This window comes from Paenibacillus sp. P2(2022) (genome assembly GCF_029522175.1).
In the GTDB taxonomy this organism is placed as follows: Bacteria; Bacillota; Bacilli; order Paenibacillales; family Paenibacillaceae; genus Paenibacillus; species Paenibacillus polymyxa.
In genome coordinates this window covers 438,592-463,193 of record NZ_JAKWFI010000004.1, presented here as the reverse complement: position 1 = coordinate 463,193, position 24,602 = coordinate 438,592, and the positions used below count along the sequence as shown (strand labels likewise).

General features: G+C 44.4%; 22 protein-coding genes and 1 riboswitch. Of the genes, 15 read left to right on the top strand and 7 right to left on the bottom strand.

The window, feature by feature from the left end:
• The first annotated feature begins 49 nt into the window (after window positions 1-49).
• Window positions 50-1,042, top strand: coding sequence for an ABC transporter substrate-binding protein (locus tag MMB75_RS16370; RefSeq protein ID WP_080942662.1), 993 nt, complete (start codon window positions 50-52; stop codon window positions 1,040-1,042).
• Between the two features lie 118 nt (window positions 1,043-1,160).
• On the opposite strand, the gene MMB75_RS16365 is transcribed toward MMB75_RS16370, so the two are convergent.
• The 3 genes from MMB75_RS16365 to MMB75_RS16355 all read right to left on the bottom strand — a co-directional run bounded on the left by MMB75_RS16365 (window position 1,161) and on the right by MMB75_RS16355 (window position 4,384).
• Window positions 1,161-2,663 carry a stalk domain-containing protein gene (locus tag MMB75_RS16365; protein WP_045244179.1) on the bottom strand — a complete coding sequence of 501 codons (1,503 nt, stop codon included), beginning with the start codon at window positions 2,661-2,663 and terminating at the stop codon, window positions 1,161-1,163.
• 219 nt (window positions 2,664-2,882) lie between these two features.
• Window positions 2,883-3,521, bottom strand: a complete 639-nt coding sequence (locus tag MMB75_RS16360) for a cyclodeaminase/cyclohydrolase family protein (RefSeq protein ID WP_045244178.1) — start codon at window positions 3,519-3,521, stop codon at window positions 2,883-2,885.
• A complete protein-coding gene (locus MMB75_RS16355; protein WP_031462934.1) occupies window positions 3,518-4,384 on the bottom strand; it encodes a bifunctional 5,10-methylenetetrahydrofolate dehydrogenase/5,10-methenyltetrahydrofolate cyclohydrolase in 867 nt (288 codons plus the stop codon). The genes MMB75_RS16360 and MMB75_RS16355 overlap by 4 nt, the downstream gene beginning before the upstream one ends.
• A gap of 113 nt (window positions 4,385-4,497) precedes the next feature.
• Window positions 4,498-4,581: riboswitch (ZMP/ZTP riboswitch) on the bottom strand.
• A gap of 212 nt (window positions 4,582-4,793) precedes the next feature.
• Here MMB75_RS16355 and desA point away from each other — a divergent pair.
• The 8 genes from desA (at window position 4,794) to MMB75_RS16315 (ending at window position 13,484) form a co-directional block, all read left to right on the top strand.
• Window positions 4,794-5,855 carry a Delta(5) desaturase DesA gene (gene desA, locus MMB75_RS16350; RefSeq protein ID WP_016819850.1) on the top strand — a complete coding sequence of 354 codons (1,062 nt, stop codon included), beginning with the start codon at window positions 4,794-4,796 and terminating at the stop codon, window positions 5,853-5,855.
• A 60-nt stretch (window positions 5,856-5,915) separates the two neighbouring features.
• On the top strand, window positions 5,916-7,049 hold the full coding sequence (locus tag MMB75_RS16345) for a sensor histidine kinase (protein ID WP_016819851.1): 1,134 nt from the start codon (window positions 5,916-5,918) through the stop codon (window positions 7,047-7,049).
• Window positions 7,046-7,645 (top strand): response regulator transcription factor, encoded by a 600-nt coding sequence (locus MMB75_RS16340; RefSeq protein ID WP_017426246.1) that lies wholly within the window; start codon window positions 7,046-7,048, stop codon window positions 7,643-7,645. The genes MMB75_RS16345 and MMB75_RS16340 overlap by 4 nt, the downstream gene beginning before the upstream one ends.
• 169 nt (window positions 7,646-7,814) lie before the next feature.
• A complete protein-coding gene (locus MMB75_RS16335; RefSeq protein ID WP_016819853.1) occupies window positions 7,815-8,435 on the top strand; it encodes a deoxynucleoside kinase in 621 nt (206 codons plus the stop codon).
• On the top strand, window positions 8,435-9,076 hold the full coding sequence (locus MMB75_RS16330; RefSeq protein WP_017426248.1) for a deoxynucleoside kinase: 642 nt from the start codon (window positions 8,435-8,437) through the stop codon (window positions 9,074-9,076). Before MMB75_RS16335 ends, MMB75_RS16330 begins: the two co-directional genes overlap by 1 nt.
• Window positions 9,077-9,267: 191 nt before the next feature.
• On the top strand, window positions 9,268-10,269 hold the full coding sequence (locus tag MMB75_RS16325; protein ID WP_031462935.1) for a Gfo/Idh/MocA family protein: 1,002 nt from the start codon (window positions 9,268-9,270) through the stop codon (window positions 10,267-10,269).
• Window positions 10,270-10,543: 274 nt separating this feature from the next.
• The gene (locus MMB75_RS16320; RefSeq protein WP_031462936.1) at window positions 10,544-11,977 is read left to right on the top strand and encodes a purple acid phosphatase family protein; all 1,434 of its coding nucleotides are present in this window, start codon (window positions 10,544-10,546) and stop codon (window positions 11,975-11,977) included.
• Between the two features lie 280 nt (window positions 11,978-12,257).
• Window positions 12,258-13,484, top strand: a complete 1,227-nt coding sequence (locus tag MMB75_RS16315; protein WP_016819861.1) for an RtcB family protein — start codon at window positions 12,258-12,260, stop codon at window positions 13,482-13,484.
• Window positions 13,485-13,576: 92 nt separating this feature from the next.
• Here MMB75_RS16315 and MMB75_RS16310 read toward each other — a convergent pair whose 3' ends face one another.
• Entirely contained in the window at window positions 13,577-14,467 is an 891-nt protein-coding gene (locus tag MMB75_RS16310; RefSeq protein ID WP_031462938.1) for a shikimate dehydrogenase, read from the bottom strand.
• A 27-nt stretch (window positions 14,468-14,494) separates the two neighbouring features.
• Window positions 14,495-15,685 carry an MFS transporter gene (locus MMB75_RS16305; RefSeq protein WP_016819863.1) on the bottom strand — a complete coding sequence of 397 codons (1,191 nt, stop codon included), beginning with the start codon at window positions 15,683-15,685 and terminating at the stop codon, window positions 14,495-14,497.
• Window positions 15,686-15,901: 216 nt separating this feature from the next.
• Between MMB75_RS16305 and MMB75_RS16300 the strand changes: the two genes are divergently transcribed.
• The 3 genes from MMB75_RS16300 to aroD all read left to right on the top strand — a co-directional run bounded on the left by MMB75_RS16300 (window position 15,902) and on the right by aroD (window position 19,073).
• The gene (locus tag MMB75_RS16300; RefSeq protein WP_031462939.1) at window positions 15,902-16,813 is read left to right on the top strand and encodes a LysR family transcriptional regulator; all 912 of its coding nucleotides are present in this window, start codon (window positions 15,902-15,904) and stop codon (window positions 16,811-16,813) included.
• 129 nt (window positions 16,814-16,942) lie between these two features.
• A complete protein-coding gene (locus MMB75_RS16295) occupies window positions 16,943-18,205 on the top strand; it encodes an MFS transporter (RefSeq protein ID WP_049828246.1) in 1,263 nt (420 codons plus the stop codon).
• Between the two features lie 103 nt (window positions 18,206-18,308).
• Window positions 18,309-19,073 carry a type I 3-dehydroquinate dehydratase gene (aroD, locus tag MMB75_RS16290; protein ID WP_017426256.1) on the top strand — a complete coding sequence of 255 codons (765 nt, stop codon included), beginning with the start codon at window positions 18,309-18,311 and terminating at the stop codon, window positions 19,071-19,073.
• Window positions 19,074-19,173: 100 nt separating this feature from the next.
• Here the strand turns inward: aroD and MMB75_RS16285 are convergent, their stop codons facing one another.
• Window positions 19,174-19,746 (bottom strand): shikimate kinase, encoded by a 573-nt coding sequence (locus MMB75_RS16285; protein ID WP_016819867.1) that lies wholly within the window; start codon window positions 19,744-19,746, stop codon window positions 19,174-19,176.
• Window positions 19,747-20,312: 566 nt separating this feature from the next.
• Here MMB75_RS16285 and MMB75_RS16280 point away from each other — a divergent pair.
• From MMB75_RS16280 to MMB75_RS16270, 3 genes are all read left to right on the top strand, one after another.
• Window positions 20,313-21,005, top strand: coding sequence for a pectate lyase (locus MMB75_RS16280; RefSeq protein WP_016819868.1), 693 nt, complete (start codon window positions 20,313-20,315; stop codon window positions 21,003-21,005).
• Between the two features lie 137 nt (window positions 21,006-21,142).
• Window positions 21,143-22,180: a phosphotransferase family protein gene (locus MMB75_RS16275; protein WP_196300129.1), complete on the top strand. Its 1,038-nt coding sequence runs from the start codon at window positions 21,143-21,145 to the stop codon at window positions 22,178-22,180.
• Window positions 22,181-22,235: 55 nt separating this feature from the next.
• Window positions 22,236-23,234: a glycosyltransferase gene (locus tag MMB75_RS16270; protein ID WP_045244177.1), complete on the top strand. Its 999-nt coding sequence runs from the start codon at window positions 22,236-22,238 to the stop codon at window positions 23,232-23,234.
• A 73-nt stretch (window positions 23,235-23,307) separates the two neighbouring features.
• On the opposite strand, the gene MMB75_RS16265 is transcribed toward MMB75_RS16270, so the two are convergent.
• A complete protein-coding gene (locus tag MMB75_RS16265; RefSeq protein WP_045244176.1) occupies window positions 23,308-24,516 on the bottom strand; it encodes an MFS transporter in 1,209 nt (402 codons plus the stop codon).
• Window positions 24,517-24,602 lie beyond the last annotated feature (86 nt).

Here is a 24,602-nt window from a genome sequence, read left to right as displayed (position 1 = left end):
TATCATAATGGTATAAGGCTATTACCATATTACATAGGGGGCTAATAGGTTGAGGAAAAAATCGATATTTATGCTGGCTACTTTGATGCTTGTATTGGCTGTATTTATCAGCGCATGCGGCGGAAATAACACTGAAGGTAATACCGCTTCAACTTCAGGAGATAAGCAAGAATCGGCTTCTACTGGAGAGACGAGAAGCTTTAAAACGGTTAAAGGGGATATTGAGATTCCCGCTAAGCCACAGCGTATTGTAACGGATTTTTACGGCGGAGAACTGCTGTCTGTTGGTGCTAACGTGGTGGGTGTGGAGCCGACTGCGTTTCAAAATCCTTTTCTGACTGATTTGCTAAAGGAAAAAGGAACCAAAGAGGTGGGTGATCCTACCAATTTGGAAAAGACGCTGGAACTCAAACCCGATCTGATCGTGGTTATGAAGGATACGAATTATGAAGCTTTGTCTAAAATTGCACCTACCCTGTACATTCCGTTCGGCACCACGACTAATATCTATGATACGGTCAAGCTGTTCGGCGATATCACTGGGGAAAAGGAGAAGGCTGAGCAATTTATTGCCGCCTTTGACAAAAAGGCTGCTGAAGGCCGCGCTCGTCTGAAAGGTGTTATTGACGAAAAGGCAACTTTCGGGTTGTATGAGCTGACGGACAAGAACGCACTTTGGATCTTTGGTGACAATGCGGGACGAGGCGGACAAGCCGTATACAATGCGCTCAAACTGAACATGCCGAAGAAGACAGCTAATTCCAAGGAACAAACCGTACAGCTTTCAATGGAGGTACTGCCGCAGTATGACGCAGATTACATGTTCCTGACAACCTATGATCCAGACAAAAAGGGAACCGCGCTTAAGCAACTGAAATCGTCCGCTGTGTGGGGCAATCTGCCTGCGGTGAAGAATAATAGAGTGTTCTTTAATGATTTTGATACGTACTATCGCTATGATCCGATCGCTATTACCGGACAGATTGATATGATTGTGGATATGCTGGTTGAAAGAGAGAAAGAGAATAAAGCTAAAAAATAGGTGGATTTTGTGTTGTAACGAAATGTCGAAGGCAGATAGGAAGCTGCATACTACACGCAGTATATAGCAATAAAAGACCAGTCCAACATAAATCATGTTTGGACTGGTCTTTTATATATTATTTCGTCGTAATTACGATAGTATCTTCTTTTTGTAGCCAATCTACCTTGGCTCCCAGTGTCTCGCTGATGAGCCTCAGTGGAAGATAACCAATACCGTTCACCATGAAGGGCGGATTAGTGAGTTCTACAGATTTACCGTTCACTTTTGTTTGGCTGGTTTTAAAATTAATTTCTAGAGAGACGGGATGGTCTCCCGCCTTGGACTGATTCATTTTCGCTATTTTGCTGTTGAAATCATAAGTGATGTCGGCCCCCAGTTGGTTAAAAACAGAACGCAAGGGAATAAACGCCTGCCCATTGCGGGTAATCACACCGTTGCTTAGAGGGACAGGTGTACTGTTGAGACGGACGAGAATCGGCTTTTGTACAGGAACTGGCGTATTATAAAGAAATTCATAATCGCCTATGCCGAGTTGCGCGTGTTTGTTAACACCCCAGCCCCACAGTGCGTCGTTTGCCTTTTGCATGATGACGTGCCGTGGGCCTGCCTTGATGCTTTGAATATTTTGAGCAAGTAATGTAAAAGGGACATTGGAGGATAATTTTTCGCCATCTAGAGATGCAACATATACATTACCAGCAGTGGTTAGAGCAAGAAGGGAGCGCTCAACGAAAAAGGCGTCTTTAACGTCCTTTACTCCTGTTAGCAGTACAGGGATATTAGTGTTGTGATAGGTCGTATTGTCTAAGGCACCTGTAACTGTAGCCCCCCAGAACCATAGCCGACCTTGCTGATCAATGGCGAGATTGGAATACCTATTAGCCTTGATTGTCTTGATGCCCGATAAGGCTTGAATTTGTGATACGGCTAGCGTTTCGGACGGAGCTGCATTTTTATCAAATTCTTTGGGCCACGTCCACACGGTACCATCCTTTTTTAAGGCTATATTTTTAGCAATTGCCTTAATGTCTTTTAATGGTGAAATAGGTTCGAAGCCCTGTAAGGCTGTTGTGTTTTTCCATACACTGCCGTCTTTCTTAAGAAATATCCAGCGTTCCTCATAATCCGGTCTTTCTTCATAGTAACTGACTATATCGGCAACCTCGTCGATGCCAGACAGAATTTGAAAAGGACTAAAGGTATTTTTATCTTCGAGTTGATCAGCGAGAAATATGCTGCCTTCGTTGGTCAGAGCGAGTACATGATCATTCAAACTACTTACAGCAGCGAGGTTCTGTAGTCCTTCCAGAGGAACAAACTTCACAGATTCAGAAATGTTGTTTCTAGGCACATACCAAGCAGAGTGGTCTTGCAAGGTAAATAGCAGATCACCTTCGTTGATGATATTAGAGAATGTTTTTATTACGTTTGGCTTACCCTCTACACGAGTCGGTACGGATTGATTATAGCCCCACAGCCACAAGCTTCCATCGGATTGGATCAGACTTCCGGAATCATAGGAGCGAATATGCGATGTAGAATCATTTCCGGCCGCCCACACCCTGGGACTGATCAGTAATAACGTAATTATACTGAGTAATAGACCACGTCTTTTCATACGATTTTCCTCATTTCTTGATCAATGTGTATAAGAGAAAAAGTAATCTTAAAGAATATCCCTAATCCATAGACGAAGAAAGTATAGAAAAGTTTTCCAAATATAATGAATTGCAATAAAATAACCTCCAAACCCAACGAATAGAGATGGATTTGGAGGTTATTTCTGTTAGCAAGTAGGTAGAATATATGGGTTAGCACAGCTAGTGCGTAGTATGAGCTAACTACTTGCGATTCGACTGCGTACGGTCAACAAGGTTTGCTCTTTAATTTGTCCGATTTCACGGAGGAGTGTGGCTGTTTTGGCTTCGTAGGATTGTTTGACATCCAAGTCTTTTAGCGAGGCAAGGTTAATATCAATGGTGAGCAGGGCGGATTGAGCCGCTGCTTCAAACAAAATCGCACCGATGCCCAGATCAGAGATCACATTTTTATTGGATATTTCCACAATATTGTAGGCTTGTGATAGTCCGTCCCGGCATACTTCCAGCAGGCGCATAGGTACTTCAATGGCAGCAATCACAGCTGTTTGTAAGGAATGGGTACGATAGCGCTTTTCTTCGTCTGTTTCTTTGGGCAAACGCAGCGCGGTCATGTACTGTTCAAAGGATTGGATGTCTGCGGCCATCAGTTCCTCACAATGCGTAGACAATCTTTCCATACTGCTAATGACTTGCACCATTTGTTCACTGAATTGCGTGTATTTTCCTCCTTGTGAAAGGTTGGCGGTCATGGAGGTCATCGCTGCGCCTAGTGCCGCAGCCAGCGCGGATACACTTCCTCCACCAGGGGTAGGCGCTGCACTTGCAGCTTCTTTCAGAAAATGTCCGATGGACTGGTTCCACGACAGTTCACTCATGAATAAACCACCTCTCTGGAGTAATGTTGCAGATGTATCGCTTTGAGCAAGTTTTTGTACAAAATTGCGGTCGTTAAGGTGCCTACACCGCCGGGAACGGGAGAAATGGCATGTACCTTTTCTACAACGTCCTGAGCAGCGTCCCCCACAATTTTACCCTCCAGCGTCTCATTAATTCCTGCATCCACGAGAATCAGACCTGGATGAACCATATCCTGCGTAATCACATCAGGACATCCGACTGCGACGAAGGCAATGTCTGCATGGCTCAGATGCTCTGCAATATCACGCGTACCTGCATGACAGGCGGTGACGGTGGCATTTTCTCTTTGCAGCATGTGGAAAAGGGGAAGTCCCACCGTCTGTCCGATGCCGACGAGCGTGACATTTTTGCCTGCCAAGGAGTGGCCGTAATGCTTGAGCAGTTCAATACAGGCTTGAGGTGTAGCGGGGTATAGCCCTGCGTCACCCGTAACGGTAGCCAGCTTGTTATCAGGCGTAATTCCATCAATATCCTTGTAGGGGGCGATGGATTGTTTAATAACGGAGGCAGAAAGATGTTGCGGAAGCGGGAGTTCCAGCATAATGCCATGTACATGGGATGCATCATTTAGGGTACCGATCACGTGCAGAAGTTCGGCTTCGCTTACATGACGATTAAAAGTATGGAGATGAAATGAGATGCCCAGCTTCTCTGCTATTTTTTGCTTGGTCCGTGCATAGTATGCAGATGCCGGATCACCCTCTATCAACAGGGTTGCCAGATGGGGACGGTGTCCTTGCTGTTTCATTTGCTCTACTTGGGAACGGATCGTTGCATACACTTGCTCAGCTGCTTCTTTGGATTTCATGATAATAGCCATAGTCCGAGCCTCCTCTGAATTTATCGCATAATGGAATCAACAGGGTGTCATGGTCTTCGAAAACGAAAAAAAGTATTTGCACAAGGTCGTCAAGACAGACGAATCCTCTGCAAATACTTCTCCCAGGCGAACGGTACGCTTGATTGTATGCTCCCTCGTGGTTCATTCCACTGACTTCGCCAGTCACATACAGCGTTATATATCTTATATTTTAACAAAATAACAGCAGAAAAGAAACCCGTGAACATTTGCCAAACAGGTTTGGTTAGTTGTCTATATGACAAATGTCATATACCCGAACTGACGTTTATGACTACAGCAGATACAGCGGTCTCCTTATACTGAGCTTAGATCAACATGTACGCCTGACAGGATTAAGGTATGGGCTGCATTTTAAAGGAGGATCATAATGGGTATGACACAACTCCCGTTAGCTCAATTGAAAAAAAATATGGCTCCCTACGAGAAAATAAACACGAAATCCAGCGTTCTGCAACTGTTCAATACCTTGGGACCGCTGATCCTATTGTGGTATGCCGCTTATCTTAGCCTAGCGGTTTCTTACTGGCTGACGCTTCCCATTACCATTATTGCGGCAGGGTTTGTGGTACGGACGTTTATTATTTTTCACGATTGTGGTCATCAATCTTTTTTCAAAAGTCGCAAGCTGAACGATATTGTGGGAACGATTACAGGTATTATTACGCTCTGCCCTTATCACCAATGGAAAAATAGTCACGCGATCCACCATGCAACCAGCAGTAATCTGGATAAAAGAGGCACGGGTGATATGTGGGTGCTCACGGTAGAAGAGTACACAGCAGCTTCCACATGGACACGGCTGGCCTATCGTATATATCGAAATCCTTGGGTTATGTTCGGCCTAGGTCCAATCTATACTTTTTTGATTTCCTATCGGTTTAATGTCAAGACAGCCAAACGTAAGGAAAAGATAAACACCTATGTGACGAATATATCCATTGTTGCATTGTATGCACTGTTGTGCTGGGCTATTGGTTGGCAGGCATTCCTTCTGGTACAGACGCCTATCTTTTTTGTCTCTGGTATGTTGGGAATCTGGCTGTTCTATGTGCAACACCAGTTTGAGGATTCGTATTTTGAGCATGATGAAGAGTGGAGTTATATTAATGCGGCCGTCGAGGGCAGTTCTTACTACAAGCTTCCTAAAGTATTGCAATGGATTACAGGTAATATTGGTTTTCATCATGTTCACCACTTGAGCCCGAAAGTACCAAATTACAATTTGGAAAAAGCACATGAAGCGACACCGTTGCTGCAAAAGGCGACCACGATTACGGTGAGTAGCAGTCTGGAATCTTTGAAGTTCCGACTATGGGATGAAAGTACCAAGACCTTTCTGACCTTTAAACAAGTAAAGCCGCTGCTTAGCAAACGTGTTGGCACTTCAAAACCCATCCCTACGCCTGTTGTAGGCACGGAACGAAAATAACGTTGTATGGAATTTGGTATGATAAAATAAGGTGTATCTAAAGTAGAAAAGGGTGGCAGGATGCAAAAGTGGTATCAGATTTTCCAAAGAAATACGGGACTTAGCCCTTATGTGTGGGTTGTCTTTTATATCCTGCCCTTTTATTATTTTAGCTCTTCATCTACAAGTCATATTATTCTGGGAACTGCTATTATTTTGGTGTTTTTTGCTTGTTATGTACTGGCTTTTGTCTCTCAAGGCTGGCTCATATACTTTTGGACCAGTGTGCAGATTGCTATATCGATTACGATGACGCTGCTATTTAGCTATATGTACTTTTCCATATTTATCGCTTATCTGATTGGTAATATGAAAAGTAAGGCTGCATTTACGACGCTGTATATTATTTTAATGGTGATTACGATTGGATTAATTAATTATGGGTTTGTTTCACAGAATCCCGTTTTTATTAAGCAGATTCCTTTTATCCTGCTCAATCTGATTGGTGTGATTCTCCTGCCGATTACGAACTTTAATCGCAACAAAAGTGATCGGCTTCAGGTCCAATTGGAGGATGCCAATAAAAAAATATCGGAATTGATTAAGTTGGAGGAACGGCAAAGAATCGCGCGTGACCTGCACGATACCTTGGGTCAGAAGCTGTCACTCATTGGACTGAAGAGCGATTTGGCGGGCAAGCTGCTGGACCAGTACCCGGAACGGGCTCATGCCGAAATTAACGATGTTCGTCTTACGGCGAGAAGTGCGTTAAAAGAAGTACGAGAAATGGTTACTCAAATGCGCGGCATGAGACTAGAGGATGAACTGCTGCGTATTCGGCAAATTTTAAAGGCTGCTCACATCGAACTGACCTTGGAGGGCGACCCGAAGCTGGAGCATACGTCATTAATGAATGAAAATGTGCTGAGTATGTGTATGAAGGAAGCCGTAACCAATGTAGTGAAACACAGTGGAGCTACCGCTTGCTCCATCACCATTGAGCCGTCTCGTAAGGAATTGACCCTGCGGATTCAGGATAATGGAGTTGGTATTATGGGAGAAAATGCAGTCTTTCGGGGACATGGTCTGCAAGGCATGAAGGAAAGGCTCGAATTCGTGAACGGATGTATGGAACTGCGTTCAGATCAGGGAACGACCCTGGTCATTAAAGTGCCTAACATCACTGAAAAGCCGAATGAGGAGGTGGGGCCATGATTCGAATCGTCATCGCAGAAGACCAGCGTATGCTGCTGGGTGCTCTAGCCTCCCTGTTGGACTTGGAAGAAGACATGAAAGTAGTCGGAAAAGCAAGCAACGGGGAAGAAGCTATAGAACTGGTGAAGCTGCATCAGCCAGACATATGCATTATGGACATCGAAATGCCGATCAAGAGCGGATTGGATGCGGCAGAGGAACTCAAAGGCTTGAATTGCAAGGTGCTTATTTTAACAACGTTTGCTCGCCCTGGGTATTTTGAACGAGCGATTAAGGCGGGCACACACGGTTATTTACTCAAGGATAGTCCCAGTGAAGAACTGGCTTCCTCCATTCGCAGTATTATGGCAGGTCGGCGTATTTACGCTCCAGAACTGGTTGATGATGCTTACGCCGAGGTCAACCCGCTGACTGAGCGTGAAAAGACCGTTTTGGCGCTTATTGCTGACGGAAAGAACACCAAAGAAATTGCTGGTGAACTGTATTTAACAACAGGGACAGTGCGGAATTATATTTCAGTCATTCTCGATAAGCTGGGTGTCAGCAATCGGATTGAGGCCATTACACGTTTTAATGAAAAAGGTTGGTTTAAATGAGAGACAGACAAAAATATTAAGCAGGACAGGGACGTTATGAATCCAAACATAGCTGCTCTGTTTTTTTGTTTTATCCATAGATTTGCTATGCCTCTAGCGTACTTCCTTGTGATACAATAGGATAGTTGTCCACAGGATGGACCCGGAGTACAAGGAGGAGCAGAACCGCATGAAACAAGCCCCGTTTATAGCCGTTGAAGGGCCGATTGGAGCCGGCAAGACGACGTTGGCTTCGATGCTTTCAACCGAGCTACATTTGCCGATGATCAAAGAGATTGTCGAGGAAAACCCGTTTCTCGATAAATTCTATCAAAATATAGATGAGTGGAGCTTTCAGCTGGAAATGTTCTTTCTCTGCAATCGGTATAAGCAGCTAGAGGATACTGGCCTGCAATATATCGAGAAAGCTCAGCCTGTGATTTCAGATTACCATATCTATAAAAATCTAATTTTTGCTGAACGTACACTTAAAGGTGTAAAACTCGAAAAATATCGCCAAATCTATCATTTGCTCACCGACGATATGCCTAAGCCGGACATTATCGTTTATATTAGAGCAGATTTGGATACGTTGCTGAGCAGAATCCGTAAGCGCGGACGCTCCTTTGAACAGGAGATGGACCCTGCCTATCTGGAGCAATTGATTACGGATTATGATAAAGGCATTCAGTTTCTCGCCGAACAGTCACCTGCTCCACGTATATTAACCGTGAACGGGAATGAAATTGATTTTGTAGAAAACCAGGCACAATTTGAACAAATTGTTTCCGATGTAAAGGAGCTTATATAGTGAATAATTACAACATTCCTGCAAATGCCCTGATTACGGTAGCGGGTACGGTAGGTGTAGGTAAATCCACGTTAACAGGTGCTTTGGCCAGTCGTCTTGGTTTTAAAACCTCGTTAGAGCAAGTCGATCATAATCCGTATCTGGAGAAGTTTTATCACGACTTCGAACGATGGAGCTTTCATCTGCAAATCTATTTTCTCGCGGAACGCTTCAAGGAGCAAAAGAACATTTTCTTGTCTGGTGGAGGTTTTGTGCAGGATCGTTCCATTTATGAGGATACGGGTATTTTTGCGAAAATGCATGCTGATCAGGGAACAATGAACCCTACCGATTATGAAACATATACTAGCCTGTTTGAGGCGATGGTCATGACCCCGTTCTTTCCGCACCCTGATGTGCTGATCTATCTGGAAGGCAGCTTGCCCTCCATACTGAGTCGGATCGAAGAACGCGGCCGCGAAATGGAAATCCAGACCGAGCGATCCTATTGGGAGCAAATGCATCGCAGATATTCCAATTGGATCAACGAATTTGATGCCTGTCCTGTACTGCGTCTAAACATTGATGAGTACGATGTACACGACCCTGCCTCCATGGATGCCATTTTGACAGAAGTGGGCAAGGTAATCTCCACAAAGTAGAGATATAACCCCAAAAAGCATACAAGGACTGTGGTACAATCAGTATAAATTAAGCTGATAGACCGCAGTCTTTTTTAATATGTGGAAGTATGAGGGATGACAGGCAGTATAGTGGACAAGTCTTGGCTGGAATGCGAGAATAGGAACATATATTAATTGTAATGACTCACGGGAAAGGATGGGATACTGTGATGCGTTTTGGTATCGTTGGAACGAACTGGATAACGGAAAGATTTATTCAAGCTGCGATAGAGACAGACGAATTTTCCCTGACCGCGGTGTACTCACGAACAGAGGAGAAAGGCCAAGCCTTTGCTGATAAATATAGCAGCCAGCCGGAGGTTTTTACAGATCTGGCGCAAATGGCTGCAAGTGATCAGGTGGATGCCGTATACATTGCCAGTCCTAATTCCTTACATGCAGAGCAAGCGATCTTATGTATGAACCATGGAAAGCATGTGCTGTGTGAGAAGCCTTTTGCTTCTAATGCAGCAGAGGTGCAGAGCATGATCGAAGCCGCGCGCAACAACGATGTTCTGTTGATGGAGGCTGTTAAATCCACGCTTATGCCCAACTTTAAAATTATAAAGGATCATATGTATAAAATAGGCCGGGTTCGGCGTTATTTTGCAAGTTACTGTCAATACTCTTCACGCTTTGATGCTTTTAAGCAGGGTAAGGTGCTGAATGCCTTTAATCCGGCTTTTTCAAATGGTTCCTTGATGGATCTGGGAGTGTATTGTTTGTATCCGATGGTGGCATTGTTCGGCAAACCGGATGAGATCCGAGCGGTGGGTGTGCTGTTATCCTCTGGTGTGGACGGCGAGGGCAGCATCGTGATGAAGTATCCGGATATGGATGCGATCGTCATGCATTCCAAAATTACAGATTCCTATTTGCCTGCCGAAATTCAGGGTGAGTATGGAACGATGGTAATCGACAAAATCAGCCAGCCCTATGAGGTGAAAATTCATTATCGGGACGGCACGATTGAGGATTTGACCAAGGCTCAGACGCGTGAGCCCATGTATTATGAAATTCGGGAATTTATGGATCTGATCAAGAGTGGGGAACGCAACAGTTCTATTAACTCTTTGGAGTGTTCACTGGCAGTCGCTGAAGTGATGGAGGAGGCAAGACAACAATTTGGCCTTCGTTATGAAGCGGATTTGAAAAATACTTCTGCGCATTAGTTGGCTAGTGATTTAATAAAACCTTAATGATTTTCGAAGACTCGCCACTGTTTCTTATATGGGGTGAGTCTAATACTATATGTAAATAGCACCTAGAACAGGAATAAGGGCTCCCGGTTTAGCAAATTTTGCAAACATCCGGGGCCTTTTTTAGTTTATATACCTATTCTCATTTTTTACAAAGTACTATATTTCCAAAGACAACGTATTAACAATTGATTGTTATGATCATGTTTATAACTTTTACATATTAACTGCACAGAGGAGTGTACACATGTTTAAGAAGTTTCAAAAATGGTCAGCAACATCTATGTCTGTTGCTCTTGCACTAGGTTTGATTACTGGCATGTCAGCTTTGCCTGTTCATGCTGAGTCACCAGTGAACACAGATCAAGGTATTAGTAAAGTTACAGCTACATTTTATGGAGACACCAAAGCCTCCAAAGGATTTACCTGGTATACTTCAAAACTTTTCACGAAGAGCACGGTTCAAGTAACCAAGAAAACCGCTTCTGAAGCTGATTTTACGAGTGCTCTTACATTTGAAGGTACTTCCGCTCCATCAACCAATTCTCCAGAAGAACTTGTCCATAAAGCCGTAGCAACAGGTCTTCAAGCGGACACAGCTTATTATTATCGTGTGGGTGATGCAGCGCGTGGGATATGGAGCGAAACAGGTACGTTCCAAACAGCTCCTAAGAGTGGTGAATTTACCTTCATTGATCTAGCTGATACACAAGCAAAAAGCGAAGATGAAGCCATATTGTCTTCACAGACGCTCGAAAAAGCACTTCAAACCGTAAATAATGCTCAGTTTGTAGTCCACAACGGGGATATCGTAGATACCGGTACCAAAGAAGAACAGTGGAACTGGTTGTTGGGGCATTCACAAAAAAGCCTTTTGAATACAACCATTGTTCCCTCAGCAGGTAATCATGAGGATGAGAACTACGCTTTTTATGATCACTTTAATATTAACCAACCAGCTGGTTCAGCTACTAAAACAGGAGCGTACTACTCCTTTGATTACAGCAATGCTCACTTTATCGTCCTGAACTCCAATGAGGACTCAGAGAAATACGCCAATTTTTCGGAAGACCAAGTTGAATGGTTAAAGAAAGATGCTGCGGCAGCCAAAAAGGCAGGTGCAAAGTGGATCATTGTGAATATTCATAAAGGTCCTTACACTACCTCTAACCATGCAACAGATGCTGACATCATGGATAACAATGGAGTTCGTAACCAAATCGCTCCACTCATGGACAAACTTGATATCGACTTTGTCGTGCAGGGGCATGATCATATTTATGCTCGGACGAAACCAATCAACCAAGAGGGTAAAGCAACAACGCCAACCAAATTAAAAGATAGATTAAATGAAAAGACGATTGAATATAGTGTGAATCCGGATGGAAGTATCTATGTCATCCCGGCAACCGCTGGCCCCAAGGTCTACTACAAAAACCCAAGCGAAAAACTTGGAGATAAGTACTATAATCTCTTTGAACTAGCTGAAGAGAATCATGCGGCAGTCTATGGCCCAGATCCGAGTGACAATCGTAGACCTGTACGAGGACAGGTACAAAATTTTGTGGGCATCACCGTAGACGAAAATAAACTTACAGCCGTAACGTATGAAATTGATCAAAACAAAAATGATGCCAAACCTTTTATTGTGGATCAGTTCGGAATTATCAAAAAATATTAGTATATTTTGATTCAATGGTTTCCAAATGATCTCTAAATGATCTCTAAATGATCATACAAGGATATCCTACAGTCTGTTTGGCTGCAAGGATATCCTTTTTCATTTCCTTATAGGGCCGGGACTTTCTTATAGAGAGACGTCTGAAGTGGTGCTTGTAATACTTACGCCCTGTTCGGAAGCGGGTACATCGTACATAATGCTATTAACAGTCCAAAGTTTAAAAGTAGAGTATTCAATTTTACATAGATAATTTTTTTGCAAAATAAGGGAGGATACAACGATGGCTTATCAAGAAATGAATGGAGTACGCGTATGGGGAGCACCTGATCCGGGGGCACTATCTCAAGCCCGCACATGTGCCGAAAATGGCAATGTGATTCAGGCGCTGCTGATGGCGGATCATCATAAAGGCTACAGTCAGCCGATTGGTGGTGTGGTGGTATATGACGGACAAATTTCACCTTCAGGTGTGGGGTATGATATCGGCTGTGGAAATAAGGCGGTAAGAACCAAGCTGTCTGCAGCAGATATTATGCCGCGTATTTCAACCGTGATGAATGAGATTGCACGTCAGATTTCGTTTGGCGTAGGTCGTGTGAATGAGGTTCAGGTAGACCATGAGCTGTTCGATGACCCGGATTGGGCGGTATATGCAGCGATTGGGAAGCAAGAGCATGACAAACTGAAGTCCTTGGCGAGAGAACAACTGGGTACAGTAGGAAGTGGTAATCATTTTGTTGATGTATTTGTGGAGGAAGCGACAGGACAGGTCTGGGTTGCCAATCATTTCGGTAGCCGGGGCTTTGGACACAAAACAGCAAGCGGGTTTCTAAATTTGGCCGCAGGACGGGAGTTCCTCGGAAAGGCGCCAGGAGAACATATGGATCAGCCGCCTGTGCTGCTGGATATGAACAGTGAGCTGGGGGACATGTACTACCGTGCGATGCGCCTTGCCGGACGTTATGCTTATGCCGGACGTGACTATGTGATAGAACAAGTGCTTGGTATTATGGGGACTGAAGCGGACTTTACGGTGCATAACCACCATAATTACGCGTGGAAAGAACAGCATGATGGACGCGACACCATTGTGGTCCGCAAAGGTGCAACCCCCTCGGCCCCTGGTCAAATGGGCTTTATTGGAGGAAGCATGGGCGATATCTCGGTGATTGTACGTGGAAAAGATTCGGTAGAAAATCGGGATTCCTACTATAGTACAGTTCATGGCGCAGGGCGTATTATGAGTCGTACCCAGGCAGCTGGTAAAATGAATTGGAAAACCCGTACGCGTAGCGGTGGGCAGATTACGGACCTACAGATGAAGGAGGCCGTTCGAAACTACGGTGTCGAGCTGCGTGGAGCAGGTACTGATGAGAGTCCGTTCGTCTACCGCAAACTGCGTGAGGTGCTGGACGCTCATTCCGAGACCGTGGAAGTTATGCATGTGCTGAAGCCGATCGGGGTATGCATGGCTGGGGCCAATGAGTTTGACCCTTATAAGGATTAATGAAATGATTTAACAATAAAAAGGGACTATACCCGACAGGAATGATCATTCGTCGGGCGTAGTCCTTCTGAGTTATGTAGTGCCTCTCAATCTTACAGTTGATCAGCAAAAAGCTGTTCTTTAATATAAGCGACAGGCATTTCTTGTCCTGTCCATAATTCGAAGGCAAGTGCGCCCTGCCACAGCATCATGCCCAGACCGTTAATGGCGGTTGCACCTACAGACTCAGCTTGTTCCATCAGCTTGGATTTGGCTGGGCTGTATACAACATCGGTCACGATCAGATCGGAACGAAGCATGGACACATCTTCAATGACACTTTTACCTTCCAGCGGTTTCATACCCACACCTGTACCGTTAGCGAAAATATGACTTGTAAGAATCTCTTCACGTAGCTTCTCTTGATTCCCTAATGCATAGATATTCGCTTTGACTTGGGTATGTTTCATCTCTTCATTAATAATACGAACATTCTCTTCCGCCCGGGCAAAGAACTGGTCATTACGAGCGAAAATTGAAATTTCAGCGAGACCAGCCCGAGCGGCTTCAATAGCAATCGGCGTTGCAGCACCGCCTGAACCGACGAGTGTCATTTTCTTACCTTTCAGATCAATGCCGTGCTCTTGCAAGTTACGAACATAACCAGATCCATCTGTACTGTAGCCTTTCAGCTTACCATCCGTATTCACGACGGTATTGACGGCACCTGTAAATTTAGCGCTGTCGTCCAGCTCGTCAAGGTACTGTAAGATCGCTGTTTTGTTAGGCATGGACACGTTGTAGCCGCGTATGTTTAGAGCGCGCATTCCCCGTACTACTTCTTCGAGTTGTTCATTGCCTACTTCAAAGGCCATATATGCGTTGTTCAGCCCCAGTTTTTCAAACGCAAGATTATGCATAGCCGGGGACAAAGAATGTCCGATCGGTGTAGCAAGCAGTCCGATTAATTGTGTTCTTCCGTCAATACGTCCAGCATTTTTCATAATAAGCCTCCAAGTGATCTGTGTAGTTTAATGAAACACTTTTTTATATCGATAAGCAACAAACACGGCCAGCAAAATACTGACTACGGCAATCGCAATATCCAGAATGAATACCGAGGTAATTCCCAGACTTTTGGACATGCTCCCGGTAGCCAAAGGCATCAGGATGAACGATAGGCTGGCTGCTATGTTCACGAGAGAAGTCGTAGTTCCTTTGTTCTTGCGGAAAAATTCCGTCATAACCGTGAGGGCAATTTGGAATATGCCTGCGGTGGACAAGCCGATTAAGAATGAACTGATCAAAGTAGCGACAGGATTGTGCCATACAATTAAAGCCAGCAAAGAAAGCAGGGCAATAAGCGGGTACACAATCATGACGGTAATGGGCTTAATGAATCTACCAAGTACCACAGCCAACAAAATAACGGAAACTAGTGAACCTATACTGTAGTAGCTAAGCAGCTTAATGGCGCTGGCTTTGTCCATGCCCAGAGCCTCTTGTCCAAAGGTAGGAAGCCATAGCTGCACGATCATGAACAATACAGTGGAAGTAAAACCGATAATAATCAGAGACAAACCTTCTTGCCAAAACTTGGGCTCGCTGTGGAACGAATCCGTTGATTGACCAGTCTCGGTTGGAGCCTTTTGTTCCTCTGCTTTGTGGTTGGGGAAACCGGTCATCGACAAGAAGATCCCGTTCAGCAGATAAATTCCCGCAGGAATAAAGAAGGAATATCCATAGAACATATCGTGGTTAATAAAAAATGCAATCATGAACGGAATAACAATGGCACCGATCGAGATGGATGCTTTGACCAGGACGGTTGCAGACCCGGCTTTTTTTCCGAACCCTTCAATGAGTGCTGGATAAGTCCCCGCATCCATCATAGAGTTGCAGAGCCCTGCGATAATGGCAAACACGAATGCCAACGTGTAGTTAGGTGCAAGCGGAATGCCGATCAGGAAGATTAAATAAGCAAATGATGCAATAACAATGAGTGGTTTCCTTCCGTATTTATCTGACATTTTTCCGGCTACTCCGAGAGCAAGCAGTTTACCGATTCCAATCGCTGACACCAGATAGCCGATGGCTGCTTTATCCGTGTTCAATTGCACGGTCAGAAAGCTCATATTCGACGAGAGAATAACATTAATCATACCCAGAAGAAAATAGTTGATATAAAGCCCTGTTGCCATTCTGATATAAGGATTTTTCATAAGTGTAACTCCCAACTTAAATTTTAGATCAATGGCCTAGATAGGCATCGTCCAGGTCTATTAAAGTGCGCCCACAAACAAGTGAAAATATTCACATAATGTCTATGTCTTAATTATATAAGGGGTGTTATTATAAATCCAATGCATATTTTTATCGTTTTTCATAGTTTGAATCTATAATTTAAAATATGAATTAAAGAGGGAGCGTACATCCTTATGAATCTGAAGCACTTACAATATTTTCGTGTACTTGCAGAGATGGAGCATTTTACCCAGGCAGCTGCGCGGCTATGTATCACTCAACCCAGTTTAAGTCATGCGATTTCAGAATTAGAAAAGGATTTGGGCGTTCATCTGTTTGAAAAGCAGGGGAGGAATATTCGGCTAAACAAATACGGGCGATTTTTTCTGAAGTATGTGGAGCACGCGATGGATGAATTGGAAAAGGGGGAGTATAACTTACGGGAATTAGTGAGTCCAAGCCATGGGAATATAGATTTGGCGTTCATTTACACGTTAGGTTCACACTTCATTCCAGTGATAATCCAAGCCTTTTCAGCTCTGGATGCCCGTAAAGACATTTCCTTTTCGTTTCACCAAGGGAATACGAACGATATTATTCAAGGCCTGAAGCAGGAACACTATGACGTGGCGTTCTGCTCTCACGTGGAAAATGAACCAGATGTAGAGTTTATTCCGCTGGCTCAGCAGGAATTGGTGGTTATTGTTTCTCCTGATCATCCGCTGGCTTCTCTGGACCAAATTGACCTCAAAGATACAGCGGATTACCCGGTGATCTTCTTCAACAAAAAGAGTGGGGTTCGGCCCATTATTGAAAATTTGTTCGCCAAGGCAGGCGTTACGCCACAGATTATTTGCGAGATTGAAGAAGATACGGCAATGGCTGGGCTGGTGTCTATTAATTACGGGATCGGAGTTATGCCCCGCATTTCATCGTTAGATTATTTTAACGTCAAAACATTGCCTATTGTAAATCCAGAATACGAACGTTTTATCTACCTAGCCAGCATTAAAAATAGATATTTATCCCCGGCAGTAGTAGAGTTTCGGAACTTTGCCCTAAGTTATGGCAAGGAGTTTTATCTGAAAACGCATCAGCGTGTCTAAGCTGGAGTCTCGCAATATTTAAACTTGATAAATTTTAAATTGTGTTCTATACTTCATCATCGACACAAGCAATGTGAAATGATTCACGTTTTGATACTACAAGACTTACTTACAAAAGCAGGTGATTTCATGATGAAACGTTCTTCTACTCCCGTGGCGACAGCTCTGTATGTGAACTATCTTTTGTTCGGCATGTTTAATATTATGCTGGCGTCGCACATGTCCTTTTTAACAGAGCATTTGCATACAGATCAGGCGGGCATTAGCCTTTTGGTTTCCGCGATGGGATTTGGCAGACTGTTTACGCTGTACATATCCGGCGTGCTCTCCGACCGCTATGGTCGCAAACCGTTCATTGTGGCCGCAGGGCTGCTGATGGCCGTATTTTTGGTCGGTATACCACTGAGTCCCACCTTTGAGATGGCGATGGTACTGGCTGTGCTGGCAGGTGTAGCGAATTCTTTTCTTGATTCAGGTACTTATCCGGCTCTGATCGAGGCTTTCCCCCAATCCTCTGGTTCGGCTACAGTGTTGGTGAGAGGTTTTATATCCATTGGGGCGGCATTTTTACCGCTAATGATTATCTTTTTTATGAATCACGATATTTTTTACGGGTTCTCTTTCTTTATACCAGCATTGATATTTGCATTAAATGCGGTCTACTTGTTCAGAATGAAGTTTCCAGACATGCGGGTACAGCCCACCAAGGAGCAAAGTGGCGGTACTACTGTATCTAGTGCCGAGCAGACAGGAAATTTAAAGGCAGATGATGCGAGTAAACCGCGGTTTTGGCAGGAAGGTGTATGTCTTATTCTGCTTGGATTTACGGGGCCTACTTTGCTGTATATTGTGCAGTTATGGCTGCCTACGTTTGGACAACAGTTTATCGGCATGACGGAATCAGAGTCTCTCAGACTATTAGTTTATTACAATATGGGTTCGCTGGTTTCCGTGTTTGTATTGGTCATTGTGTTGAGAAAATGGGTTAAACCTGTTCATATCATCCTTATTTATCCTTGTATTTCCTTGTTGGCTTTTGGAGCGCTTCTTCTTTTCAAATCAGGGGCTGCCGCCATTATCTGTGCGAGTGTCATCGGGTTTTCCATATCGGGTGTACTTCAGCTGACGTTAACCGTAATGAGTGAATTTTTTAGTCAACGAAAAGGACAGATTACCGGGTTTATTTATACCGCAACTTCGCTATCCTATACGCTCATCCCCGTGTTTACAGGCTTTCTTTTGAAGCATTCTCAGATTTCCAGTGTGTTTATGCTGGCTATTATCGTGAATGTGCTCGGGATCGGACTGGCGGTGTTTGTTAACTTTCGTTACAGTGTCGTTTTTCCTGCAAAACGAGAATTGTCTCCTCAAATTGTACTGGATACGAAATAACTAGCGACTGAACCTAATCATCTGCATGCTTATTCAGAATGCGTTATACTATGAATTATTGTGAATGTTCGACTTGAAACTGTAATTGGGGAGTGAGATAGATATGGCAAAAATCGTAAAGGTAAAAGATGTACGGATCGGTGAAGGAGCGCCTAAAATATGTGTCCCCATGGTGGGAGAAACGTTGGAGCAGTTGAAGGAAGAGGCTGCCCATTTACGTACACTCGACCTGGATATCGTAGAGTGGAGAGTCGATTTTTTCGAGCATGTGGAGGAGCTGGAAAAGGTAAAGGCTGCCTTACATGAGATTCGGTCTATTTTAGCCAATATTCCACTCGTATTTACGTTCCGTAGCGCCCGAGAAGGTGGAGAAAAGGAAATCAGTGCGGCAAGCTATGTAGAATTGAATCGTACAATAGCCGAAACGGGACAAGTAGATATGATTGATGTAGAGCTTTTTAATGAGGAAGCTGATGTGAAGATGCTGATAGAAGCTGCACATAAGCATAATGTGTATGTGATTATTTCTAACCACGATTTTCAAAAGACGCCGTCGAAGGAGGAAATTGTGTCCCGGTTGCGTAAGGCACAGGAATTGGGCGGCGATCTGCCTAAAATAGCGGTGATGCCAACCAATACAGCCGACGTCCTAACCTTGTTGGACGCCACACGCACCATGGCAGAAGAGTATGCGGATCGTCCGATTATCACGATGTCGATGGCGGGAAAAGGTGTCGTGAGCCGTCTGACCGGAGAGCTATTTGGTTCAGCGTTGACTTTTGGTGCTGCCAAGAAGGCTTCTGCACCGGGACAGATTCCTGTCACTGAACTGAGAGAAATATTGCAGGTGCTGCATAGCCACTCTTAAGAGATGCAATTACTACCCACTAGCGAGCAAGGAATTCATAGTGAACACAAAAGGAGGACCCCATGCGATAAGCATGCTGGGGTCCTCCTTTTTGTAATGCTTAATTCAATCCCCGAGTAGGTTCATACAATTCCCAACCCAGATTCAGTGTTTGAATAATATAGTCTGCGACTTCTTCCGCATCCAACTGATCGGTATCGATCTTGGAGTGATTCACCGCGTAAATGTCCTGTCTGGAACGGAAAAGATCTTCAATTTCCTCTAGCGTCTTGTTTTGCAGATTAGGGCGGGTGTCAATCAGCATCTTGAGCCGATCTTTCCAGGAATCCCAATTTAAATCCAAGAAGAACACAATGGAGGAAGCCAAACAAGCCTGCTTCACCTCTTCCTGTAGAAACGCGCCACCGCCAACAGAAATGATTTTAAGACGCGTATTGCTGCACAACTTCAAAATATGCTCTTTTTCAATCTCACGGAAACGCTTCTCTCCGTAAGTTTTGAAAATTTCTGTTGTAGGCATGTTGTACTCTTGTTCAATCTCCTGATCAATATCCACGAAATCGCGATACAGCTTGCGCGCTAGATGGGAACCGATCGTTGTTTTGCCCACGCCCATAAAGCCGATGAGCACAATATTTTGTTCTTTTAATGGAATCTCACTATTGTTTTGCACATAACCACTCTTTTCTCACCAGTAATGTTGAGATGTAACGCTTCAAAGCACTAAATACATTATACGTTCATCAACCGTGTCATTCAATAGTATAGAGCACATCAGCAATGAGGTATACGATAAAAGAGACTCTGATTACCAATGGAGTGATAAACAGCATGTAAACGAGATGAGGTATTCAAATGTTATTTAATGCGTAAATGGAAGAAAAACAAACTTGTACAAGTATAAAAGAGGCAATATTGTGTACTTAATTGAAAAAAAGGACATATTTTGCCGAAAAACGTATTGAAATTATTGGAAGTAGGAATATAATAGAGTTATGCAAATTGTAAATGTAATCGCTCTATTTACAATTTGTGATTGATTTAATTTATAAAAAAAGAAGCTACTTTGAACCAAAAACCAAGTATACATATGCAAATAGTTAAATATCACTTTACGGACATGTATCGGTCAATGGGTTCATTGTACGAAGGTGGTGATACGGTCTACGCGCTTGCGCTCTAGTCAACGAAGAATTGGAGATAAGAATAAAAAACGATCTAGGAGAGGGATGAATTGAAATGAAAACAAACACAGCTAAAGTATTGAAAAAGGGAATGAGTATCGCTTTATCCGGTATGTTAATCGCGTTATTTGTCGGCAATTACTCTGCCCATGCAGCTCCAGAGGTCGTTCACAAGACCATACTTGTTAAAGCTGGAGAAGTATACGATGGTAAAGGCAAGACCGTAGTGGCTGACCCCGATACCTTGGGAGATGGAAGCCAGAAAGAGGCTCAAAAGCCTATCTTTAAGCTAGAAAATAATGCAACGCTGAAAAATGTGATCATCGCTGCGCCTGCTGCGGATGGTGTGCATGTATATGGCAATGGCACCATTTCCAACGTAACGTGGGAGGATGTCGGTGAAGATGCATTGACGCTTAAAGAACCAGGCACGGTGAACATTACAGGTGGTGGAGCGTTTCATGCATATGATAAAGTATTCCAAATCAATGCCGAAGGCACGATTAACATTAAAAACTTTAGAGCCGATGATATCGGTAAGCTGGTTCGCCAACTTGGGGGCTCTACGTTTAGGGTGAATATGACTTTGGATAACTCGGATATTTCCAACGTCAAGGATTCGATCCTCAGATCGGACGGTCCTAACAGCAAAGCTAAAATTACGAATACTCGTTATCATAATGTAAAACAATTGTTCAAAGGTTTTAAATCTGGCAATACGAGCGAGTCCGGCAATACTAAATACTAATCGTTAGCGTAGGATAGGAGTACGATAGGAAAGGGGCTGTCCAACAGGTCGTATGATCTGATAGGACATGCCCCTTTTTTGGTATGTTAAGTTAACCCTAAGATGATCTGGGCTTCGTTCAGAACGAGGACTATGTTATGATCGTGCTATTACATTTTATACAAAAAAGTTGGGTGGCTATGAATCTATTTCATCAATATGTGAATCATGACGGTACTTTAAATGATACGCTGGTGCACAGTCGTGAAATTTTATATACAGGTACGAATGGCCGACATGTGGAACGTTTTTACGTGTCCTCCTCTGAAAGTTATATATTTAAACCCCTGACCAATGATGATCAGAAGGGACGGGAGAGATGGGTGTATGAGCATGTGCTTCCAGCATTATCACCCATCTATCCCCAATTGCTAGCTTGTTCCGATACAGACGCAGATGGCGGAGGAGAATGGATGGTGTTTGAGGATCTTGGTCCGTTACATCATCTACATGCAGATGAAACCCTATTGCAAGCTGTTGGACTTGTCGCAAGGTGGCATGCTTTGCCGCCGGGTCGTTTTGCCGGGATGCCATTGCGTGGACCGAAGCCGCTCATCCAGGAGATGGTTTCCGAGCTGCACACACGCAAGCCAGATATGTTAGAGCTTTGCAGCTCACTCGGTTTTTCGAAGCAGCAGATGCAGCGTATTTATGCACAACTGGAGCATCTATCTTTTTCACACCAGCTTGTACTGTCTCATGGTGATCTTCATCCGGGGAACTATGCGTTGAGTGGGGAGCGGCTAAGGGTGCTGGATTGGGAGCATGCTCATCTAAACACACCGCTGTGGGATGTATATCACCTGATCGACATGTCTCATCCGTTGTTCCCCCGACACATGACGTCTGAATTGCGTATTCGTATGCTGGACACCTATCTGGAACAGCTGGAGCTGTTGGGGATAAAGGGTGATCGAACGGCATTTATACAGGAGTATGGTATGTTTGCTGTGGTATTTTCGCTCTGGATGTTATTATTAATCACAAATGATTTGCAAAGGATTGGAACGGAACTGCATAGAAATAGCGGCAAATGGTCAAAAGAGCAATTAGAGTCCCAATTGGATGCAACGTTAGCTTGTTTAAACCAATGTACAGCGATGATGGATGGGGTACAAGTCCAACCATGCAAGTAGTGGCTTAAGGCACAGATTCTATATAGTCAGCCAAAGAAGGTAGGGAAATAAATCCATGAAAAAAGTCGGTTTGGTCATGAGAAAAATACAATTTGCTGAAGCGCAAGGGCCTCGTATTTTTGCAGAACGTCTGAAGCAGATCGGATTGGAACTGGGGGTAGATATCGTATTTGTATCGCCGGAGCGCCACGTAAGTAGCCATGACTGGCTTCCAGGCTATGAGCATGAAAAGAGTGACCTGGTCAATTATGACATTGTACTGGATCAACTGCATGAGCAGCAGATTGAGCACGTTATTTATACGGTATCTGGCTTTACTTATTTGAACATGTTTTTTAAAAACAGCGTGCTCTTTCCGCATAGTTTTCCAGATCCGGCACTGACAGGCTATGAGATGATGAAGCCTTTTTATCAGATTGTGGACAAGGCTATCGTACAGACTGCCTTTCTCAAGCAGGAGATGGCCTCGAAGTTTGGCGTAACCGATGTGACAGTCATCCCGATCGGATTTAATGAGCGGCTGGTGGAAAAGCATTTTGATCCCTCACAAGTGGTGGAGAACCGGGTGATGTGGATTGGTAGAGATGAAGAAAATCGGCGTCCGGATCTGGTGCTGGAGTATGCGCGGCATAATCCTGACAAGGATGTCTATATGGTGTTTGGTGGTGAACGCTACAAGGAGAGCATAAAGAAGTACGACATCCCGGACAATGTAAAACTTCAATTTGCATTGACGCAAGACGAGGTGTTTGCACTGATGAACACGGCGAAGGTGTATTGGAGCTGCTCCAAATTCGATACGTTCGCAATGCCGCTGACCGAAGCGCTCGCGATGGGGAAGATCGTGGTGAAACCCGAGCACCCTTGCTATGGGCACATCAGCTCTACGCATTCTTTTTCAGGAAATGAGAAAAACTGGTTCGAGCTGGTCAATATGGCTGCGGCTTCACCTCGCCGGGTTTCTGCGGAGAATCAGGCATACGCCATGGAACAGTTTTCGAGTCAGGTGATGAAGCAGGGATACCGAGACTTTTTTGATGGTTGGTTAAGCTGAACGACGAGGCAGGATGCGTGGATGTAGACCATAAAAAAGGGACTTTCGCTCTAATGAACGAAAGTCCTTTTTCTTATGACTGTATCTCTGCTATCGCTTCAGTATGAGCCGTCTTGCGATCCATCATGTAGCTGACCAGCATCAGTAGCAGACCGCCGACAGTAATGAGTGATGCAACCCATGGAATGGCGGGTAGCCCCATTTGGTTAATCACGACTCCTCCGATAAAAGCACCGCCTGCGTTGCCCAGATTCAATGCGGAATGGCTGGAGGTAGAGGCTAGCAAAGGAGCCTCATAGGCCAGATTCATGATACGAACCTGAATCCCCGGCATGATGCCGAATGCGGCAATCCCCCAGATAAAGACAGTGATCACGGCTAGTACCTTGTTTTGAAGCGTAAACGTCAGAATGGCCAGAATAATGGCCAGTACAGCATAGTTTGCAACCAAGGACGGAAGCAGCTTCCAATCTGCGAGCTTCCCGCCAACGATGTTGCCAATCGTGACGCCTAGGCCGAACAGGACGAGAATCCAGGTAATGCTGTGCTCGGCAAAGCCGCTAATATCCGTAAGCATGGGCGTAATGTACGTAAAGACAGTGAACAAGCTACCACAGCCAACTGCACCTGTCAGCAGCATCAGCAGCACTTTTGGATTAATTAAGCTCTTGACTTCTTGCTTGAGACTGGAAGGCTTGTCCTGCTGAATCACCGGAATGTAACGAATAATACCGAAGAGAGAAATCAAGCCGATCACAACAATGGCTCCAAAGGAAGCGCGCCAGCCGAGCTGCTGTCCGATAAAGGTGCCGAAGGGCACGCCAATAATGTTCGCTACCGTCAATCCGGTTAGCACCATAGAGATGGCCCCTGCCCGCTTATCAGGACGGACCAGCCGGGCAGCGATCAGGGAACCGGCACCCAGGAAGGTTCCGTGCGATAACGCAGTAGCCATACGGGCCGCAATCAGAAGCTCGTAGTTAGGAGCAATGACGGAAAAAAGATTCCCTAGAATGAATATGGACATCAGCAGACACAGTAGCTTCTTTTGTGGAACCTTATGGGTTAATACAGTAAGCACAGGTGCGCCAATGGCTACACCAAGCGCGTAACTGGTGATTAATTGCCCGGCTTGCGGAATCGTAACATGAAGATCATGGGCTACATTGGGCAGAAGTCCCATAATGACGAATTCGGTCATGCCGATGGCGAAGGCACCAAGGGTTAACCATAGCAAGGAGGGGGGAAAGCGATTAGCTGTCATATTTTCTTGAGTACTCATAAGTTTCTTGTATCCTCCTGAAAAAATAGTAATGCGAGTATATCATTCCAGGCGACATCTGGCGACCCATTTTGCAAGAATTTTAC

Bases quoted from the DNA above. Each gene is read 5' to 3' on its own strand.
- MMB75_RS16365 (WP_045244179.1), bottom strand. From the start codon at position 2,663: ATGAAAAGACGTGGTCTATTACTCAGTATAATTACGTTATTACTGATC.
- MMB75_RS16360 (WP_045244178.1), bottom strand. From the start codon at position 3,521: ATGAGTGAACTGTCGTGGAACCAGTCCATCGGACATTTTCTGAAAGAA.
- MMB75_RS16355 (WP_031462934.1), bottom strand. From the start codon at position 4,384: ATGGCTATTATCATGAAATCCAAAGAAGCAGCTGAGCAAGTGTATGCA.
- desA (WP_016819850.1), top strand. From the start codon at position 4,794: ATGGGTATGACACAACTCCCGTTAGCTCAATTGAAAAAAAATATGGCT.
- MMB75_RS16345 (WP_016819851.1), top strand. From the start codon at position 5,916: ATGCAAAAGTGGTATCAGATTTTCCAAAGAAATACGGGACTTAGCCCT.
- MMB75_RS16340 (WP_017426246.1), top strand. From the start codon at position 7,046: ATGATTCGAATCGTCATCGCAGAAGACCAGCGTATGCTGCTGGGTGCT.
- MMB75_RS16335 (WP_016819853.1), top strand. From the start codon at position 7,815: ATGAAACAAGCCCCGTTTATAGCCGTTGAAGGGCCGATTGGAGCCGGC.
- MMB75_RS16325 (WP_031462935.1), top strand. From the start codon at position 9,268: ATGCGTTTTGGTATCGTTGGAACGAACTGGATAACGGAAAGATTTATT.
- MMB75_RS16320 (WP_031462936.1), top strand. From the start codon at position 10,544: ATGTTTAAGAAGTTTCAAAAATGGTCAGCAACATCTATGTCTGTTGCT.
- MMB75_RS16315 (WP_016819861.1), top strand. From the start codon at position 12,258: ATGGCTTATCAAGAAATGAATGGAGTACGCGTATGGGGAGCACCTGAT.
- MMB75_RS16310 (WP_031462938.1), bottom strand. From the start codon at position 14,467: ATGAAAAATGCTGGACGTATTGACGGAAGAACACAATTAATCGGACTG.
- MMB75_RS16305 (WP_016819863.1), bottom strand. From the start codon at position 15,685: ATGAAAAATCCTTATATCAGAATGGCAACAGGGCTTTATATCAACTAT.
- MMB75_RS16300 (WP_031462939.1), top strand. From the start codon at position 15,902: ATGAATCTGAAGCACTTACAATATTTTCGTGTACTTGCAGAGATGGAG.
- MMB75_RS16295 (WP_049828246.1), top strand. From the start codon at position 16,943: ATGATGAAACGTTCTTCTACTCCCGTGGCGACAGCTCTGTATGTGAAC.
- aroD (WP_017426256.1), top strand. From the start codon at position 18,309: ATGGCAAAAATCGTAAAGGTAAAAGATGTACGGATCGGTGAAGGAGCG.
- MMB75_RS16280 (WP_016819868.1), top strand. From the start codon at position 20,313: ATGAAAACAAACACAGCTAAAGTATTGAAAAAGGGAATGAGTATCGCT.
- MMB75_RS16275 (WP_196300129.1), top strand. From the start codon at position 21,143: ATGATCGTGCTATTACATTTTATACAAAAAAGTTGGGTGGCTATGAAT.
- MMB75_RS16270 (WP_045244177.1), top strand. From the start codon at position 22,236: ATGAAAAAAGTCGGTTTGGTCATGAGAAAAATACAATTTGCTGAAGCG.
- MMB75_RS16265 (WP_045244176.1), bottom strand. From the start codon at position 24,516: ATGAGTACTCAAGAAAATATGACAGCTAATCGCTTTCCCCCCTCCTTG.